Origin of the sequence: Actinomadura sp. NTSP31 (assembly GCF_041951385.1) — a bacterium.
GTDB lineage: Bacteria > Actinomycetota > Actinomycetes > Streptosporangiales > Streptosporangiaceae > Spirillospora > Spirillospora napierensis.
The window spans coordinates 1-15,214 of record NZ_JBGNUT010000027.1 but is presented as its reverse complement, the minus strand read 5'-3'; the positions used below and the strand labels follow the sequence as shown (position 1 = coordinate 15,214).

General features: G+C 72.4%; 10 protein-coding genes. 4 read left to right on the top strand and 6 right to left on the bottom strand.

Translation table 11 applies throughout. The features are described from left to right. Positions 1-36: 36 nt before the first annotated feature. Positions 37-2,499: a leucine--tRNA ligase gene (gene leuS, locus ACA514_RS35060; protein WP_375045684.1), complete on the bottom strand. Its 2,463-nt coding sequence runs from the start codon at positions 2,497-2,499 to the stop codon at positions 37-39. A gap of 383 nt (positions 2,500-2,882) precedes the next feature. Here leuS and ACA514_RS35055 point away from each other — a divergent pair, with 383 nt between their 5' ends. Continuing rightward, positions 2,883-3,470 (top strand): lytic polysaccharide monooxygenase, encoded by a 588-nt coding sequence (locus tag ACA514_RS35055; protein ID WP_375045569.1) that lies wholly within the window; start codon positions 2,883-2,885, stop codon positions 3,468-3,470. Between the two features lie 151 nt (positions 3,471-3,621). After that, on the top strand, positions 3,622-5,166 hold the full coding sequence (locus tag ACA514_RS35050; RefSeq protein ID WP_375045568.1) for a long-chain fatty acid--CoA ligase: 1,545 nt from the start codon (positions 3,622-3,624) through the stop codon (positions 5,164-5,166). A 21-nt stretch (positions 5,167-5,187) separates the two neighbouring features. Here the strand turns inward: ACA514_RS35050 and ACA514_RS35045 are convergent, their stop codons facing one another. From ACA514_RS35045 to ACA514_RS35035, 3 genes are all read right to left on the bottom strand, one after another. Next, a complete protein-coding gene (locus ACA514_RS35045) occupies positions 5,188-6,447 on the bottom strand; it encodes a cytochrome P450 (protein ID WP_375045567.1) in 1,260 nt (419 codons plus the stop codon). Positions 6,448-6,539: 92 nt separating this feature from the next. Then, a complete protein-coding gene (locus ACA514_RS35040) occupies positions 6,540-7,784 on the bottom strand; it encodes a cytochrome P450 (protein WP_375045566.1) in 1,245 nt (414 codons plus the stop codon). Positions 7,785-7,998: 214 nt separating this feature from the next. Next, positions 7,999-9,390, bottom strand: coding sequence for an aspartate aminotransferase family protein (locus ACA514_RS35035; RefSeq protein WP_375045565.1), 1,392 nt, complete (start codon positions 9,388-9,390; stop codon positions 7,999-8,001). A 205-nt stretch (positions 9,391-9,595) separates the two neighbouring features. On the opposite strand from ACA514_RS35035, the gene ACA514_RS35030 reads away from it, so the two are divergent. Then, positions 9,596-10,489: an alpha/beta fold hydrolase gene (locus ACA514_RS35030; RefSeq protein WP_375045564.1), complete on the top strand. Its 894-nt coding sequence runs from the start codon at positions 9,596-9,598 to the stop codon at positions 10,487-10,489. 72 nt (positions 10,490-10,561) lie between these two features. On the opposite strand, the gene ACA514_RS35025 is transcribed toward ACA514_RS35030, so the two are convergent. After that, positions 10,562-11,440, bottom strand: coding sequence for an alpha/beta fold hydrolase (locus ACA514_RS35025; RefSeq protein ID WP_375045563.1), 879 nt, complete (start codon positions 11,438-11,440; stop codon positions 10,562-10,564). Between the two features lie 112 nt (positions 11,441-11,552). Between ACA514_RS35025 and ACA514_RS35020 the strand changes: the two genes are divergently transcribed. Further along, the gene (locus ACA514_RS35020) at positions 11,553-13,532 is read left to right on the top strand and encodes a BTAD domain-containing putative transcriptional regulator (protein ID WP_375045562.1); all 1,980 of its coding nucleotides are present in this window, start codon (positions 11,553-11,555) and stop codon (positions 13,530-13,532) included. 36 nt (positions 13,533-13,568) lie between these two features. Here the strand turns inward: ACA514_RS35020 and ACA514_RS35015 are convergent, their stop codons facing one another. Next, entirely contained in the window at positions 13,569-15,161 is a 1,593-nt protein-coding gene (locus ACA514_RS35015) for a RecQ family ATP-dependent DNA helicase (RefSeq protein ID WP_375045561.1), read from the bottom strand. Positions 15,162-15,214 lie beyond the last annotated feature (53 nt).

The window sequence follows — 15,214 nt, the reverse complement described above, 5'->3', positions numbered from 1 at the left end:
GTCCCCGCGGCCGCCTCCGCGCGTCTCAGGCCGCCGCTAGCGCTTCGGGACGATGTTCACGATCTTCGGCGCGCGGACGATGATCTTGGCGATCTCCGCGCCGCCCAGCGCGTCCCGGACCTTCGCCGAGTCCAGCGCCAGCCGCTCCAGCTCCTCGGCGGCGATGCCGGGCGGCACCTCCAGCCGGTCGCGGACCTTGCCGGCGACCTGCACGACGCAGGTCACCGACTCCTCGACCAGCAGCGCCGGGTCGGCCTTCGGCCAGCCCGCGTGGATCACCGGCGCGGTGCGCCCGAGCACCTCCCACGCCTCGTCGGCGGTGTAGGGGGCGAACAGCGACAGCAGCACCGCGATCGCCTCGGCGGCCTCGCGGACGGCCGGGTCGGCGGCGCCGGGCCCGGAGTCGATGGCCCGGCGGGTCGCGGTGACCAGCTCCATGATCCGCGCGATCGCCACGTTGAACCGCTGCGTCTCGACCATCTTCGTGGCCTCGTCGACGGTGCGGGCGGTGGCCCGGCGCAGCTCGGTGTCGCCGGACGCCGGGTCGGTGCCCGGCGCGCAGGACACCTCGGTGGCGATGCGGTGCACCCGGGTCAGGAACTTGGACATGCCGTGCGGGGACACGTCGGCCCAGTCGATGTCGTCCTCGGGCGGGCCGGAGAACAGCATCGCCAGCCGGACGACGTCCACGCCGAACTCGCCGATCTGGTCGCCCAGGTCGACCAGGTTGCCGGTCGACTTCGACATCCCGCTGCCGTTCAGGATCACCTGGCCCTGGTTCAGCAGCCGGGTGAACGGCTCGGTGAAGTCGACCATGCCCATGTCGTACAGGACCTTGGTGAAGAACCGGCTGTACAGCAGGTGCAGGATCGCGTGCTCGACGCCGCCGGTGTACTGGTCGATCGGCATCCACTTGCGGACCTGCTCGACGTCGAACGGGCCCTCTTCGTAGCCGGGCGAGCAGTACCGGAAGTAGTACCAGGACGAGTCGACGAAGGTGTCCATGGTGTCGGTGTCGCGCCTGGCGGCGCCGCCGCACTTCGGGCACGCGACGTTGACCCACTCGGACGCGGCGGCCAGCGGCGAGGTGCCCTTGGGGGCCAGGTCGGCGCCGCGCAGGTTCTCCGGCAGCCGGACGGGCAGCTGGTCGTCGGGGACGGGGACCTCGCCGCACGCCGCGCAGTGCACGATCGGGATCGGGCAGCCCCAGAACCGCTGCCGGGACACCAGCCAGTCGCGCAGCCGGAAGTTGACGGAGGCGCGTCCGGTTCCGCGCTCGTCCAGCACCTCGATGATCCGGTCGATGCCGTCGGCCTTGCCCAGCCCGTCGATCGGGCCGGAGTTGACCAGCCGGCCGTCGCCGGGGGTGGCGATGCCGGTCTCGGCGGGGTCGGGCAGCCCGGTCTCGACCACGACGCGGACGGGCAGCCCGAACTTCAGCGCGAAGTCCAGGTCGCGCTGGTCGTGCGCGGGCACCGCCATGATCGCGCCGTGCCCGTACTCGGCCAGCACGTAGTCCGACGCCCAGACCGGCAGCCGCTCGCCGTTGACCGGGTTGACCGCGTAGCGGCCCAGGAACACGCCGGTCTTCTCGCGCTCGGTGGACAGCCGCTCGATCTCGCTCTCCCGCGAGACCTCCTCGCGGTAGGCCTCGAACGCGGCGCGCTGGTCGGGGTGGCAGACCTCCTCGGCCAGCGCGGCGTCGGCTGCGACCACCATGAACGTGGCGCCGAACAGCGTGTCGGGACGGGTGGTGTAGACGGTGACGGGCTCGTCCCGGCCCTCGATCGCGAAGTCGACGTCGGCGCCGGTGGAGCGGCCGATCCAGTTGCGCTGCATCAGCAGGACGCGCTCGGGCCACTTGCCCTCCAGCTGCGCCATGTCGTCCAGCAGCCGGTCCGCGTAGTCGGTGATCTTGAAGTACCACTGGGTCAGCACGCGCTTCTCGACCAGCGCGCCGCAGCGCTCGCAGTGCCCGCCGACGACCTGCTCGTTCGCCAGGACGGTCTGGTCCTTCGGGCACCAGTTGACGTGGCCGCCCTTGCGGTAGGCCAGGCCCCGCTCGTAGAAGCGCAGGAACAGCCACTGCGTCCACCTGTAGTACTCCGGGTCGGAGGTGTGCAGGCGGCGCGTCCAGTCGAAGGACGGGGCGTAGCGGCGGAAGGAGGCGGCCTGCGTCTCGATGTTGGCGTAGGTCCACTCGGCGGGGTGCGAGTCGCGCTTGATGGCGGCGTTCTCGGCGGGCAGGCCGAAGGAGTCCCAGCCGATGGGGTGCAGGACGTTGTGGCCGCGCTGGAACCAGTAGCGGGCGACGACGTCGCCGATGGCGAACGCCTCCGCGTGCCCCATGTGCAGGTCACCGCTGGGGTAGGGGAACATGTCCAGCGCGTAGCGCCGCTCGCGGCCGTCGTCCTTCTCCTCGGCCGCGAAGGGGTCGAGCTCCGCCCAGCGGGCCTGCCACTTGTCCTGAACCGCCCGTGGGTCGTACGTCTCGGTCAGGGGGGACGACCCCCCTGTACCCCCCGCGGCTCCGCGGGTGGGTTCGTCGCTGCTCACGCTTCCGCTCCGGTATTCATCTGAGGTTCACAGGGCCAACGGGCTCTCCGCCACATGAAACGACCCCTCGCGCAGGAGGGGCCACCACGTCGACGTCGATGCGTCAACGTGGTCGTCGAAGGAGCAGCCTGGCCGACATACATCAAGAGTAGCGCAACCGCAAGCCTTGCGGCGGGGGCTCGGCCGGGCCGGCCGGGGGGTTGACGGGGCGGTGCCGGACGCTCATCCTCTACCAAAAGGAAACTTTCCTATTTATTGGAGACTCCGGCCGAGGCTCGCTCCCGCCCCCTCATCCAGAGGGGGCCACCCCCGCCAAGGAGACGCGCATGCCACGCAAGTCCACCCTCGCCGTCGCCGCCGCCCTGGGCGCCGGCGCCACCCTCCTCACCGCCGCTCCCGCACTCGCCCACGGCTACACCAACAGCCCGCCCAGCCGGGCGCTCCTCTGCAAGCAGGGCGCCGTGCAGAACTGCGGGCCCATCCAGTGGGAACCGCAGAGCACCGAAGGCCCGAAGGGCTTCCCCCAGTCCGGCCCCGCCGACGGGACGCTCTGCGCGGCCGGCGACAGCCGCTGGGCCCCGCTCGACGACCCGCGCGGCGGCACCTGGCCCGCCACGAAGGTGGCCGGCGGGCCGTACACCTTCACCTGGCACCTCACCGCCGCCCACGCCACCACGTCGTTCCGCTACTTCATCACCCGTGACGGCTGGGACCCCACCCGGCCGCTCACCCGCGCGCAGCTCGACCTGGCGCCGTTCCTCCAGGTGAACTATGGCGGCCAGCGCCCGGCGTACGACGTCAGCCACAGCGGCACGCTGCCCGCCAAGCACGGCCGGCAAATGATCCTCGCCGTCTGGGACATCGCCGACACCGGAAACGCCTTCTACCAGTGCTCGGACGTCGACTTCGGGTGACCTCCCCCGCGCCCGTCCGGTGACCGCCCCTCCGCGGGCCCGCCGCTCCGGGCGCCCGCACCCCGTGGCCGGGCGGGACCGCGCGTCCCGCCTGGCCACCTGGTCATAGACTCCTCGGTAACAAACCGGCCGGTCCCGCGCGAGGAGTGCCATGCTCAACCTGTCCGTGCTGCTGGAGGACGCCGCCAGGGAGACGCCCGACCGCGACGCCGTCGTGTTCGGCGACCTGCGGCTCTCCTACTCCTTCGTCGACCAGGTCGCGAACCAGGTCGCGAACCTGCTGCGGGCGCGCGGCATCGGCCCCGGCGACAAGATCGCGCTGTCCAGCCCGAACCTGCCGTACTTCCCGATGGTCTACTTCGGGGCGCTGAAGGCGGGCGCGGTGGTCGTCCCGCTGAACGTGCTGCTCAAGCCGCGGGAGATCGCCTACCACCTGAGCGACTCCGACGCCAAGGCGTTCTTCTGCTTCGAGGGGACGCCGCAGCTGCCGCTCGGCGAGACCGGCCACGCCGGGTTCCAGAACGCCCCCGGCTGCGAGCACTTCTTCCTGCTGCCGGCGAACCCGGCCGCGGCCGAGTCGCCGATCGAGGGCGCCGAGCTGTTCTGGGCGGCGCTCGCCGGCCACCCCGGCACGTTCGAGACCGAGCGGACCGAGGGCACCGACACCGCGGTGATCATCTACACCAGCGGGACGACCGGGCAGCCGAAGGGCGCCGAGCTGACCCACGGCAACCTGCTGATGAACGCGATGGTCGACGACACGCTCTTCGCGCGGACGCTGCACGACACGTCGCTGGTGACGCTGCCCCTCTTCCACATCTTCGGGCAGACCTGCGTGATGAACGTCGGGTTCTACCGGCGCGGCACGCTCGTCATGCAGCCGCGGTTCGACGCCAAGGAGGCGGTCGAGCTGATGGTGAAGGAGAAGGTGACCATCTTCGCCGGCGTCCCGACCATGTACTGGGCGCTGCTGAGCGACGACACCTCCGCCGAGGACGTCGCGGCGATCCGGGAGAACCTGCGGGTCGCGGTGTCGGGCGGCGCGGCGCTGCCGATGGAGGTCATCAAGGGCGTCCGCGAGAAGTTCGGGATGAACGTCCTGGAGGGCTACGGGCTGTCGGAGACCTCGCCGGTCTGCTCGTTCAACCGCCCGGACCGGCCGACCAGGCCGGGCTCGATCGGGCTGCCGGTCTGGGGCGTGGAGATGAAGCTCGTCGACGACGAGTGGAAGGACGTCGAGGGCGAGGGGCCCGGCGAGATCGCCGTGCGCGGCCACAACGTCATGAAGGGCTACTACGACCGGCCCGAGGCGACCGCCGAGGCGATCAGGGACGGCTGGTTCCGCACCGGCGACGTCGCGCGCCGCGACGAGGACGGCTACTACTACATCATCGACCGCTCCAAGGACATGATCATCCGGGGCGGCTACAACGTGTACCCGCGGGAGCTGGAAGAGGTCCTCATGACCCACCCGGACGTCTCGCTGGCCGCCGTGGTGGGCGTCCCGCACCCGAGCCACGGCGAGGAGGTCAAGGCGTACGTGATCCGCAAGCCCGGCGCCACGGTGACCGAGGACGAGCTGATCGCGTGGGGCAAACAGCAGTTCGCCAACTACAAGTACCCGCGGATCGTGGAGTTCCGCGACGAGCTGCCGATGACCGCCACCGGCAAGATCCTCAAGCGCGAGCTCCGCTAACGCGGGGCCCTTCCCGGCCGGTCAGAACTCGTAGGGCAGGTGCTTGATGCCGTTGATGAAGCTGGAGTAGAGCCGTTCCGGTGGCGCGGTCGAGCGGACGTCCGGGAGCCGCCGGAACAGCTCGCGGAACATCACCGTGATCTCCTGCCGGGCCAGGTGGGCGCCGAGGCAGAAGTGCGGGCCCGCGGCGCCGAAGCCGAGGTGCGGGTTGGGGTCGCGGGTGATGTCGAAGGCGTCCGGGTCGGGGAAGACGGCCTCGTCGCGGTTGGCCGAGCAGTAGTACATGAGGACCTTGTCGCCGTCCTTGAAGCGCTGCCCGTTCAGCTCGTAGTCGCGGGTGACCGTCCGGCGCATGAACGTGACGGGGCTGGCCAGGCGGACGATCTCCTCGACCGCCGTCGGGGCGTACCGGTCGAAGTCGGACTTCCAGCGGTCGCGCTGCCCGGGGTTGAGGGTGAGCAGCTTCAGGCCGTGCGCGATGGCGTTGCGGGTCGTCTCGTTGCCGGCGACGACGAGCAGGATGAAGAACGACCCGAGTTCCTGGTCGGTCAGCGACTCCCCGTCGACGTTGCCGTGGACGAGGGCGGTGGTGAGGTCGTCGGCGGGCCGCTCGATCCGCTCGGCGGCGAGGTCGCGGACCATGCCGCGCAGCTCCTCGGCGGCCGCGAGGATCGCCGCGGCGACCTCGGCGAAGTCGGGCACGTACTCGGGGTCGAAGGCGCCGATCACGGTGTTGGACAGGTCGAAGACCCGCTGGTAGTGCTCCTCGGGGATGCCCATCAGATCGCAGATGATCTTCAGCGGGAGGCGGGCGGCGACCTCGGTGACGAAGTCGCCGCCCCCGGCCGGCCGGACGTCCTCGATGATCCGCACCGCGGCCCGGCCGATGTCGTCCTCGATCTTGGCGATCATCCGGTGGGTGAAGGCGCGCGAGACGATCCGGCGCAGCCGGGCGTGCCGCGGGTCGTCCATGTTGATCATCGAGCCGAAGTACTCCAGGAACTCCGGCGGCGGATCGAAGGTGCCCGCGATGTTGCCGCGGGAGGAGCAGAACACCTGCGGCGTGCGGCTGGCCTCGACGACGTCGGCGTGCCGGACCAGCGCGTAGTAGCCGGGCCCGCTCTCGGCGCCGATGAACGACATGTCCGGTTCGGCGAAGAACGCCGGCCGGTCGAGCGAGCGCAGCGCGGTGAACGCCGCGTTGCGCTCGCTCAGCGGCCGCGCCCAGAACTCCAGGTCGGACAGGTCCAGGTCCTCGGGGCGGATGGTGCCGGTCCTCATTGTCGCCTCCCGCGCTGGGCCGTCCCGCATGGCGGGCCCTCCGCCATCGTGACAAAGCCGGCACCGGCGTCAAGGGGGTCCGCCCCGCGGGTTCAGACCGTGTAGGGCAGGCGCTTGATCCCGTTGATGAAGTTGGACTCCAGCCGGTCGGGCTCGCCCGCCTTGATCCCGGGCACCTTGGCCAGCAGCTCGCGGAACATCACGGTGACCTCCCGGCGCGCCAGGTGGGCGCCCAGGCAGAAGTGCGGGCCGGGGCCGCCGAACCCGACGTGCGGGTTGGGGTCGCGCAGGATGTCGAACCTCTCCGGGTCGGTGAAGACCGACTCGTCGCGGTTCGCCGACCAGTAGTAGAGGACGAGCTTGTCGCCCTCCTTGATCTCGTGGCCGTTCAGCGTGGTGTCGCGGGTCGCGGTGCGGCGCATCCAGATGACCGGCGACACGTACCGCACGATCTCCTCGACGGCGCCGGCGATGCGGCCGTCGAAGTCCTCGGTGAGCAGGGCGCGCTGGTCGGGGTTGCGGGTGAGCAGGTCCAGGCCGTGCGCGATGGCGTTGCGGGTCGTCTCGTTGCCGGCGACGACGAGCAGGATGAAGAACGACCCCAGCTCCTGGTCGGTCAGCGACTCCCCGTCGATGTTGGCGTTGACCAGCGCGGACGTCAGGTCGTCGGTGGGGTCCTCGCGGCGCCGCCGGCCGAGCTCCTCGACCAGGCCGCGCAGCGTCTCGCCCGCGGTGAGCAGCGCGAGGGCGAGCTGCTCGGGGTCGCCGGCGGGGACGAACTCGGCGTCGTTGCCCGCGAGGATGACGTTGGTCGCGTCCAGGACGGTCTGGTACTGGTCCTCGGCGATGCCCATCATGTCGCAGATGATCTTCAGGGGCAGCCGGGCGGCCACGTCCGCGACGAAGTCGCCGCTGCCGCGGCCGGCCGCGACGCTGCCGACGATCTCGGCGGCGACCGCCTCGACCCGGTCCTCGAACCGCTGGATCATCCGCGGCGAGAACGCCCGGGACACGATCCGGCGGATCTTGGCGTGCCGCGGGTCGTCCATGCTGATCATCGAGCCGAAGTACTCGTGCATGTCGCCGGGCATGTCCGGGATGCTGATGGCGCCGCGGCCGGAGCAGAAGTCCTGCGGCCGGCGGGACGCCTCGACGACGTCGGCGTGCCGGGTGAGCGCGTAGTAGCCCGGCCCCTGCGGCGCGATGATGATGTCCGGCTCTTCGAACCTGACGAGTTCGGGATGCCATCGCAGGGCCTTGAACGCCTCGTGCCGCTGGTCGTGCGGCCGGCGCCAGAACTCCCAGTCCGTCAGGTTGATGTCCTCGACCGTGAGCACGTGCTATCACCTCGTCCGAACGTGATTCGGTTTACATGCACTGTCTCAAAGTAAAGTGCATGACCGACACCGGACGGCGCGGTGACCCGCATCACACCGCCCCCGAGCGTAGCCCCTCCCCGGCGGTCCGGGGCGGTTCCGCACGTTCGAGGTGGTTCGTTCCGTGCTTCCGGGCGCGCCCACCCCGCACCGGGCACGGGCGCGCCCGGAAGGATCAGAGCCGCGCCCACGCCTCCGTCAGGACCGACCGCAGGATCTGCTCGATCTCGTCGAAGTGCGACTGGTCGCAGATCAGCGGCGGTGCCAGCTGGACGACCGGGTCGCCGCGGTCGTCGGCGCGGCAGTAGAGCCCCGCTTCGTACAGCGCCTTGTCGAGGAAGCCGCGCAGCAGCCGCTCCGACTCGTCGTCGTCGAAGGTCTCCCGGCTGTTCTTGTCCTTGACCAGCTCGATGCCGTAGAAGTAGCCGTCGCCGCGGACGTCCCCGACGATCGGCAGGTCCCCCAGCCGCTCCAGCGTCGCACGGAACGCGTCGCGGTTGCGCATCACGTGGCCGAGCAGGTCCTCGCGCTCGAACAGGTCGAGGTTCGCCAGCGCCACCGCCGCCGACACCGGGTGCCCGCCGAAGGTGTAGCCGTGCGCGAACATCGTCGTGCCGTGCTTGAACGGCTCGAACAGCCGGTCGGCGACGAGCATCCCGCCGAGCGGCGAGTACCCGGACGTCACGCCCTTGGCGAAGGTGATGATGTCGGGCGTGTAGCCGAACCGCTGAGCGCCGAACATGGTGCCGAGGCGGCCGAACGCGCAGATCACCTCGTCCGACACCAGCAGCACGTCGTGCCGGTCGCAGATCTCCCGGACGCGCTGGAAGTAGCCGGGCGGCGGCGGGAAGCAGCCGCCCGAGTTCTGCACCGGCTCCAGGAACACCGCCGCGACGGTGTCCGGCCCCTCGAACTCGATGGCCTCCTCGATCCGGTCGGCGGCCCAGCGGCCGAACGCCTCCGGGTCGTCGCCGTGCTCGGACGCCCGGTAGATGTTGGTGTTCGGCACCCGGAACGCGCTCGGCACCAGCGGCTCGAACGGCACCTTCAGCCCCGGCAGGCCGGTCAGCGACAGCGCGCCGTGCGGGGTGCCGTGGTAGGCGACCGCGCGGCTGATCACCTTGTGCTTGGTCGGCTTGCCGGTCAGCTTGAAGTACTGCTTGGCGAGCTTCCAGGCGCTCTCCACGGCGTCGCCGCCGCCGGTGGTGAAGAACACCCGGTCCAGGCCGTCCGGCGCCAGCCCGGCGAGCCGCTCGGCCAGCTCGACGGCCTTCGGGTGCGCGTACGACCAGATCGGGAAATAGGCCAGCTCGGCGGCCTGCTTGGCGGCGGCCTGCGCCAGCTCCTCGCGGCCGTGCCCGGCCTGGACGGTGAACAGCCCGGACAGCCCGTCGAGGTAGCGCCGGCCCGCCGCGTCGTAGACGTACGGGCCCTCGCCGCGGACGATCATCGGGATCTCGGCGCCCTCCTGCGACGCCGAGTGCCGCGCGAAGTGCATCCACAGGTGGTCGCGGGCCGCCCTCTGCATCGGTTCGTTCTGCTGGCTGGTCCTGTCCGGCTCCGTCATCACGCTTCCCTTGTCATGACTCGAGGACGCCCACAAAATCTGAGCGATCCAGTTGTCCTGATGCTAGATGACAACGGAATTCGATGTAAATACGTATTCAGACACATGTATCCGTAGCGATGCTGTCCGGTAACCGCAGCCGGCCCGATCCGCCGCGGACGCGCCGGGGTAGCGTCGCGGCGGGACGAAGGAGGCGATCACCCGCATGGGCGACATCACGACCGGATCGGTCAAGGCGAACGGGCTGGAGTTCGGATACTTCGCGGCGGGGCCCGAGGACGGGCCGCTCGCGCTGTGCCTGCACGGCTTTCCGGACTCGGCGCACACCTGGCGGCACCTGCTCCCCGAACTCGCCGCCGCCGGCCACCGCGCCGTCGCGCCCTTCATGCGCGGGTACGCCCCCACGTCCGTCCCCGAGGACGGCGCCTACCAGGGCGGCGCCCTCGCCGCCGACGCCAACGCCCTGCACGAGGCCTTCGGCGGCGGCGCCGACGCCGTCGTCATCGGGCACGACTGGGGCGCCTTCGCCGCCTACGGCGCCGCCGCGGCGGCCCCCGGCCGCTGGCGCAAGGCCGTCGCCATGTCCGTCCCGCCTCTCGCGGTGATGGTCACGGCCTTCTTCGACTACGAGCAGCTCAAGCGCTCGTTCTACATCTTCCTTTTCCAGACGCCGCTGGCGGAGGCGGCCGTCAACCGCTCCTTCATCGAGGGCCTATGGCGGGACTGGTCGCCGAAGGACTCCGGCTACGCCGCCGAAGACGTCGACCACGTCATGGACTGCCTGGCCGCGCCGGACAACCTGGCGGCCGCGATCGGCTACTACCGCGCGATGCTCGACCCGTCCCGCCACATCGAACGCTATGCCGCCGAGCAGAAGGCGGCCTCGTCGGTGGGCGAACGCCCCGTCCTCTACCTGCACGGCTCCGAGGACGGCTGCCTGGGGCCCGACATCGTCGCCCCCGGAGGCGACCTCGGCGCCGTCCTGGCCGCCCTCCCGCCCGGCTCGCGCGCCGACCTCGTCGCCGGCGGGGGCCACTTCCTCCAGCTGGACCGTCCCGCCGACGTGAACCGCCGCATCCTCGACTGGCTGTCCGACTGAACGGCCCCCGCGCGCGACGGCTCAGCGTGTGACGGCTCGGCGTGCCGCGACGGCTCAGCGCGCCGCGACGGCTCAGCGCGCCAGCAGGTCGCGGAGGGCCTTGGCGATCTCGGCGGGCGCCTGCTCGGCCATGAAGTGGCCGTGGTCGACCGTCGCGTGCACCAGGTCCGGCGCCCAGGCGGACCACAGGGCCCGCGCGTCGTAGCCGAGCGCGGCGCCCCAGTCCTGCTGCAGGACGGCGACCGGCATCCGCAGCCGGTTGCCGGCGTCGCGGTCGGCCTGGTCGTGCTCGACGTCGATGCCGGCGGACGCGCGGTAGTCGGCGACGATCGACGGGACGGCGGCGCGGCAGGCGTCCAGATAGGCGGCGCGGACGTCGGCGGGGATCGCGTCCGGGCCGGCGCCCCAGACGTCGAGGAAGTGGCCGAAGAACGCGTCGGCGGTCGCGGCGATCATCTGCTCGGGCAGGCCGGGCGGCTGCGCCATCAGGTAGAGGTGGAAGCCGACGGCGGCGCTCACGCCGTGCATCGCGTCCCACATCTCCAGCGTGGGCAGCACGTCCAGGCAGGCCAGATGCGTGATCGTGTCCGGGTGGTCCAGGCCGGCGCGGAAGGCGACCAGGGCGCCGCGGTCGTGTCCGGCCAGCGCGAAGCGCTCGTGGCCGAGCGCGCGGGCGAGCGCGACGGTGTCGGCGGCCATGGTGCGCTTGGAGTAGGTGTCCGGGCCGGCCTCGTCCGGCTTGTCGCTCGCGCCGTACCCGCGCAGGTCCGGGCAGATCACGGTGTGGTCGGCGGCCAGGTCGGCGGCGACGTGCCGCCACATCAGGTGCGTCTGCGGGAAGCCGTGCAGCAGCACGACCGGGCTGCCCGAGCCGCCGACGGCCGCGTTCAGGGACACGCCGTCGGCGACGGTGACCCGCTGGTAGTCGAAACCGTTGATCGTCGTGGTCATGGTGTGGTCCTTCTCCTTCATGAGCGGTTATCCCCAGGTTGGGGGGCGCGAATGAGCATCCGGTCAGCGCGCTACCGTGACGAGGGGCGGCCGGCGGGGAAGGGCGAGACGGGTGGGGGTCGTGTTCGGGGTGCTGGGGCCGGTGACGGCCTGGGACGCGGCGGGCGCACCGATCGCCCTGAAGGGGCCGCGGCACCGCGCCGTGCTCGCCCGGCTGATCATCGCCCGCCGCCGGGTCGTCCCGGTCGGGCTGCTGGTCGACGACCTGTGGGACGTGCCGCCGCCGGGCGCGGTGGGCGCGGTCCGGACGTTCGTGGCCGCGCTGCGCCGGGCGCTGGAGCCCGACCGCCCGCCGCGCACGCCGTCCCGGCTGCTGGTCACCGAGGGGCCGGGGTACGCGCTGCGCGCGGAGCCGGGCGACGTGGACGCCTGGCGGTTCGAGCAGGCCGTCTCCGCCGCCGCCGAATTGCCGCCCGGCCGTGCGCAGGCCGCGCTGGACGAGGCGCTGGGCTGGTGGCGCGGGCCCGCCTACGCCGATTTCACCGACGAGCACTGGACCCGTGCGGAGCGTTCCCGGCTGGCCGAGTTGCGGCTGCACGCGGTGGAGCGGCGGGCGCAGGCGCGGCTCGACGCCGGGCTGGCCGCCGAGACCGTCCCGGACCTGGACGCCCACGTCAGCGAGCATCCGTGGCGGGAATCCGGCTGGCGGCTGCTGGCGCTCGCCCTGTACCGGACGGGACGGCAGGCCGACGCGCTGGCGGTGCTGCGCCGGGCCCGCGACATCCTCGCCGGGCAGCTCGGCCTGGACCCGGGGCCCGAGCTGCGGCGGATGGAGTCGGCCGTGCTCGCCCAGGACCCGGGCCTGGACCGGCCGGCCGAGCCGGAGTCGGCGGCGGCGCGGCTGTGGACGCGGGCGGCGGCCGACTACGACCGCACGGTCGCCGCGAGCGCCCGCACCCGCCTGGACTCCACGATCGGCCTGATCCGCGACCTCGCGGTGACCGGGGGCCCCGGCCTGGAGGCGGCGCGGGGGCACCGGCTGGCGGCCGTCGCCGCGGCGGAGGAGTTCGGCGACCCGGAGCTGACCGCCCGCGTCATCGGCGCCTACGACGTCCCGGCGGTGTGGACGCGCAGCGACGACCCGGAGCTCGCACGCCGGATCGTCGCGGCGGCCGAACGCGCCCTGGCCGGGCTGCCGCCGGAGCCCGCGCACGACGCGACGCGGGCGCGGCTGCTGTCCACGATCGCGCTGGAGATGCGCGGGACCCGGTCGCCGCGGGGCCCGGAGGCAGCGGCGGAGGCGGAGGCGCTGGCGCGGCGGCTGGACGATCCGGCGGTGCTGGCGTTCGCGCTCAACGGCGCGTTCATGCAGTCGTGCACGCGGGCTGGGCTCGCCGCCCGCAGGGACGCGATCGGCGCCGAGCTGGTCGAGCTGTCGGCCCGGCACGGCCTGGCGAGCTTCGAGGTGCTCGGGCACCTCGTGCGGGTCCAGGCCCGCGGCGCGCTCGCCGACTTCGCGACCGCCGACCGCCACGCGGCCGAGGTCGAGCGGCTCGCCGAACGCCACGAACGCCCGCTGGTCGGGGTGTTCACGCAGTGGTACGCGGCGCTGCGGCTGGCCGCGTCCGGGCAGGCCTCAGTGGCGGAGACGGAGGCGGCGTACCGGACTGCGGCCAGGTCCCTGGACGGCGCCGGAATGCCCGGGCTGTCGGCGGGCCTGCTGCCTCTCGCGCTGCTCAGCGCGCGCCTGCTCGACGGCCGGAACCGGGTCGAGGTCGACATGGACGACGACTGGGGGCCGTACCGCGACTGGGTCGAACCGTTCGCGCTCCTGAACGCCGGGCGGCGGGACGAGGCGAAGGCGGCGCTGCACGGCCTGCCGGAGCCGCCCGCCGACCTGATGTACGAGGCGATGTGCTGCCTGGAGGCGGCGGTCGCGCTGGAACTCGGCGACACGCCGCTCCTGGAGCGCTCCCGCAGCCGCCTGCTGCCCGCCGCCGGGGAGCTCGCGGGCGCGGGCAGCGGCCTGCTCACCTTCGGACCGGTGGACGCCTGGCTCGCCCGGATCGAGCGCGGCATCACGGCCGGTTGAACGCGAACGGTTTCGCACGCGGGCGATCGCGGGCGGTCAGATGCGCTTGAGGAGGTCGTGGTCGAGGACCGACTCCACGAGCAGCTCCCGGTAGCCGACATCGTCGAACAGGACGGTGACGCGGTCCCCTTCCCCGTCCACCACCTGCCCGTGACCCCATTCGCGGTGCTCCACCTGCGCGCCCGTCGGAAACGTCCGGTTGTCCGCGCGCGCTTCGGCGCGTCCCGCCTCGCAGTTGTCGCACCGTCCGCACCGCTTGTCGTACCTCTCGCCGAAGTACCGCAGCAGGAAGCGGCGACGGCAATCGGTCAGCTCGCAGTAGCGGCGCATCATCTCGATGCGCGTCCGTTCCACATCGCGCCGTTGCTCGGCAAGGTGCGTCACCCTCGCGACCACCTCCTCCGCCCCGGGCGCGTCGCGGACGGGCCCGACGCGCTTGCGCAGCCGCACGGCATCGGCCTCCTCCAGCAGATCGAGGACGACGGCGAGCCGGCGAGCAGGGACCCCGACCCGCCGGGCCAGATCCCGGCGCGTCACCGGCCCCTCGTTCACCGCGCCGTACACGGCCGCGACCGTGTCCTCGTCGGGCAGGCCACCGGTGAAGAACTTCGGCAGGGCCAGGTCGTCAGGGTGGTAGAAGCAGACCGCGTCGGCGCGCCGGCCGTCCCGTCCGGCGCGTCCGATCTCCTGGTAGTACGCGTCGAGCGAACCCGGAACGTTCGCGTGGAGGACGAAGCGGATGTCGGGCTTGTCGATGCCCATGCCGAACGCGTTCGTCGCCACGACGATCCTCGTCGCGCCGTCCATGAACGACGCCTGCACCTCGTCGCGCTCGCTCTTGCGCAACCCCGCGTGATAGGGACGGGCGCCGTCCAGCCGGTCCGCGTACCGGACGGTTTCCCTGCGGGTGCCCGCGTAGACGATGCCGGGGCCCTCGAACTCCTGCGCGGCCTCCACGACGGCGCCGGACTGCTCGTCCGCGTCCCGGAACCTGCGCACCGCTAGCCGGATCTCCGGCCGGTCGAACCCCCGGACGACCTCCGCCGGATCGCGCAGCCCCAGCCGTTCGACGATCTCGGCGCGGACGGGCGGAGCCGCCGTCGCGGTCAACGCCGCCACCACCGGCCGTTCCGGAAGCGCCGCCACGACCGCGCCCAGCCGGAGGTAGTCGGGACGGAAGTCGTGGCCCCACGCCGAGATGCAGTGCGCCTCGTCCACCACCAGCAGCGCGGGCGGCGCACCGGTGAGCAACCGGCGCACGTCGTCGCGGAGCAGCTGCTCAGGGGCCATGAACACGAACGCCGCCGCGGTCCCGGTCAGGGCCGCCTCGGCCTCCTCCCGCCGCCCGCGCCCCGTCGACGCGTTCAGCACGTGCGTCTCCAGCCCCGCCTCCCGCAGCCCCAGCGCCTGGTCGCGCTGCAGCGACACCAGCGGGGACACCACCACGACCGGACCGCCCAGCATGATCCCGGCGACCTCGTACACGGCCGACTTGCCGCCGCCCGACGGCATCACGACCAGCGCGTCACGGCCCCCGGCGAGAGCCTCCATCGCCTCGCGCTGCCCCGGCCGCAACCGCTCCAGGCCCAGCGCCCGGCGCGCGACCGCGCCGGCGTCCCGTCCGCTCACGCCACCTCACTCCCCCGCCGGGAGGAGCCCATGCGCGAAGACGGCGGCGGGGG

What these genes read in the sequence shown, in the direction of transcription:
- ACA514_RS35050 (WP_375045568.1), top strand. Translation starts at nt 3,622, where the DNA reads ATGCTCAACCTGTCCGTGCTGCTGGAGGACGCCGCCAGGGAGACGCCC.
- ACA514_RS35025 (WP_375045563.1), bottom strand. Translation starts at nt 11,440, where the DNA reads ATGACCACGACGATCAACGGTTTCGACTACCAGCGGGTCACCGTCGCC.
- ACA514_RS35035 (WP_375045565.1), bottom strand. Translation starts at nt 9,390, where the DNA reads ATGACGGAGCCGGACAGGACCAGCCAGCAGAACGAACCGATGCAGAGG.
- ACA514_RS35030 (WP_375045564.1), top strand. Translation starts at nt 9,596, where the DNA reads ATGGGCGACATCACGACCGGATCGGTCAAGGCGAACGGGCTGGAGTTC.
- ACA514_RS35045 (WP_375045567.1), bottom strand. Translation starts at nt 6,447, where the DNA reads ATGAGGACCGGCACCATCCGCCCCGAGGACCTGGACCTGTCCGACCTG.
- ACA514_RS35055 (WP_375045569.1), top strand. Translation starts at nt 2,883, where the DNA reads ATGCCACGCAAGTCCACCCTCGCCGTCGCCGCCGCCCTGGGCGCCGGC.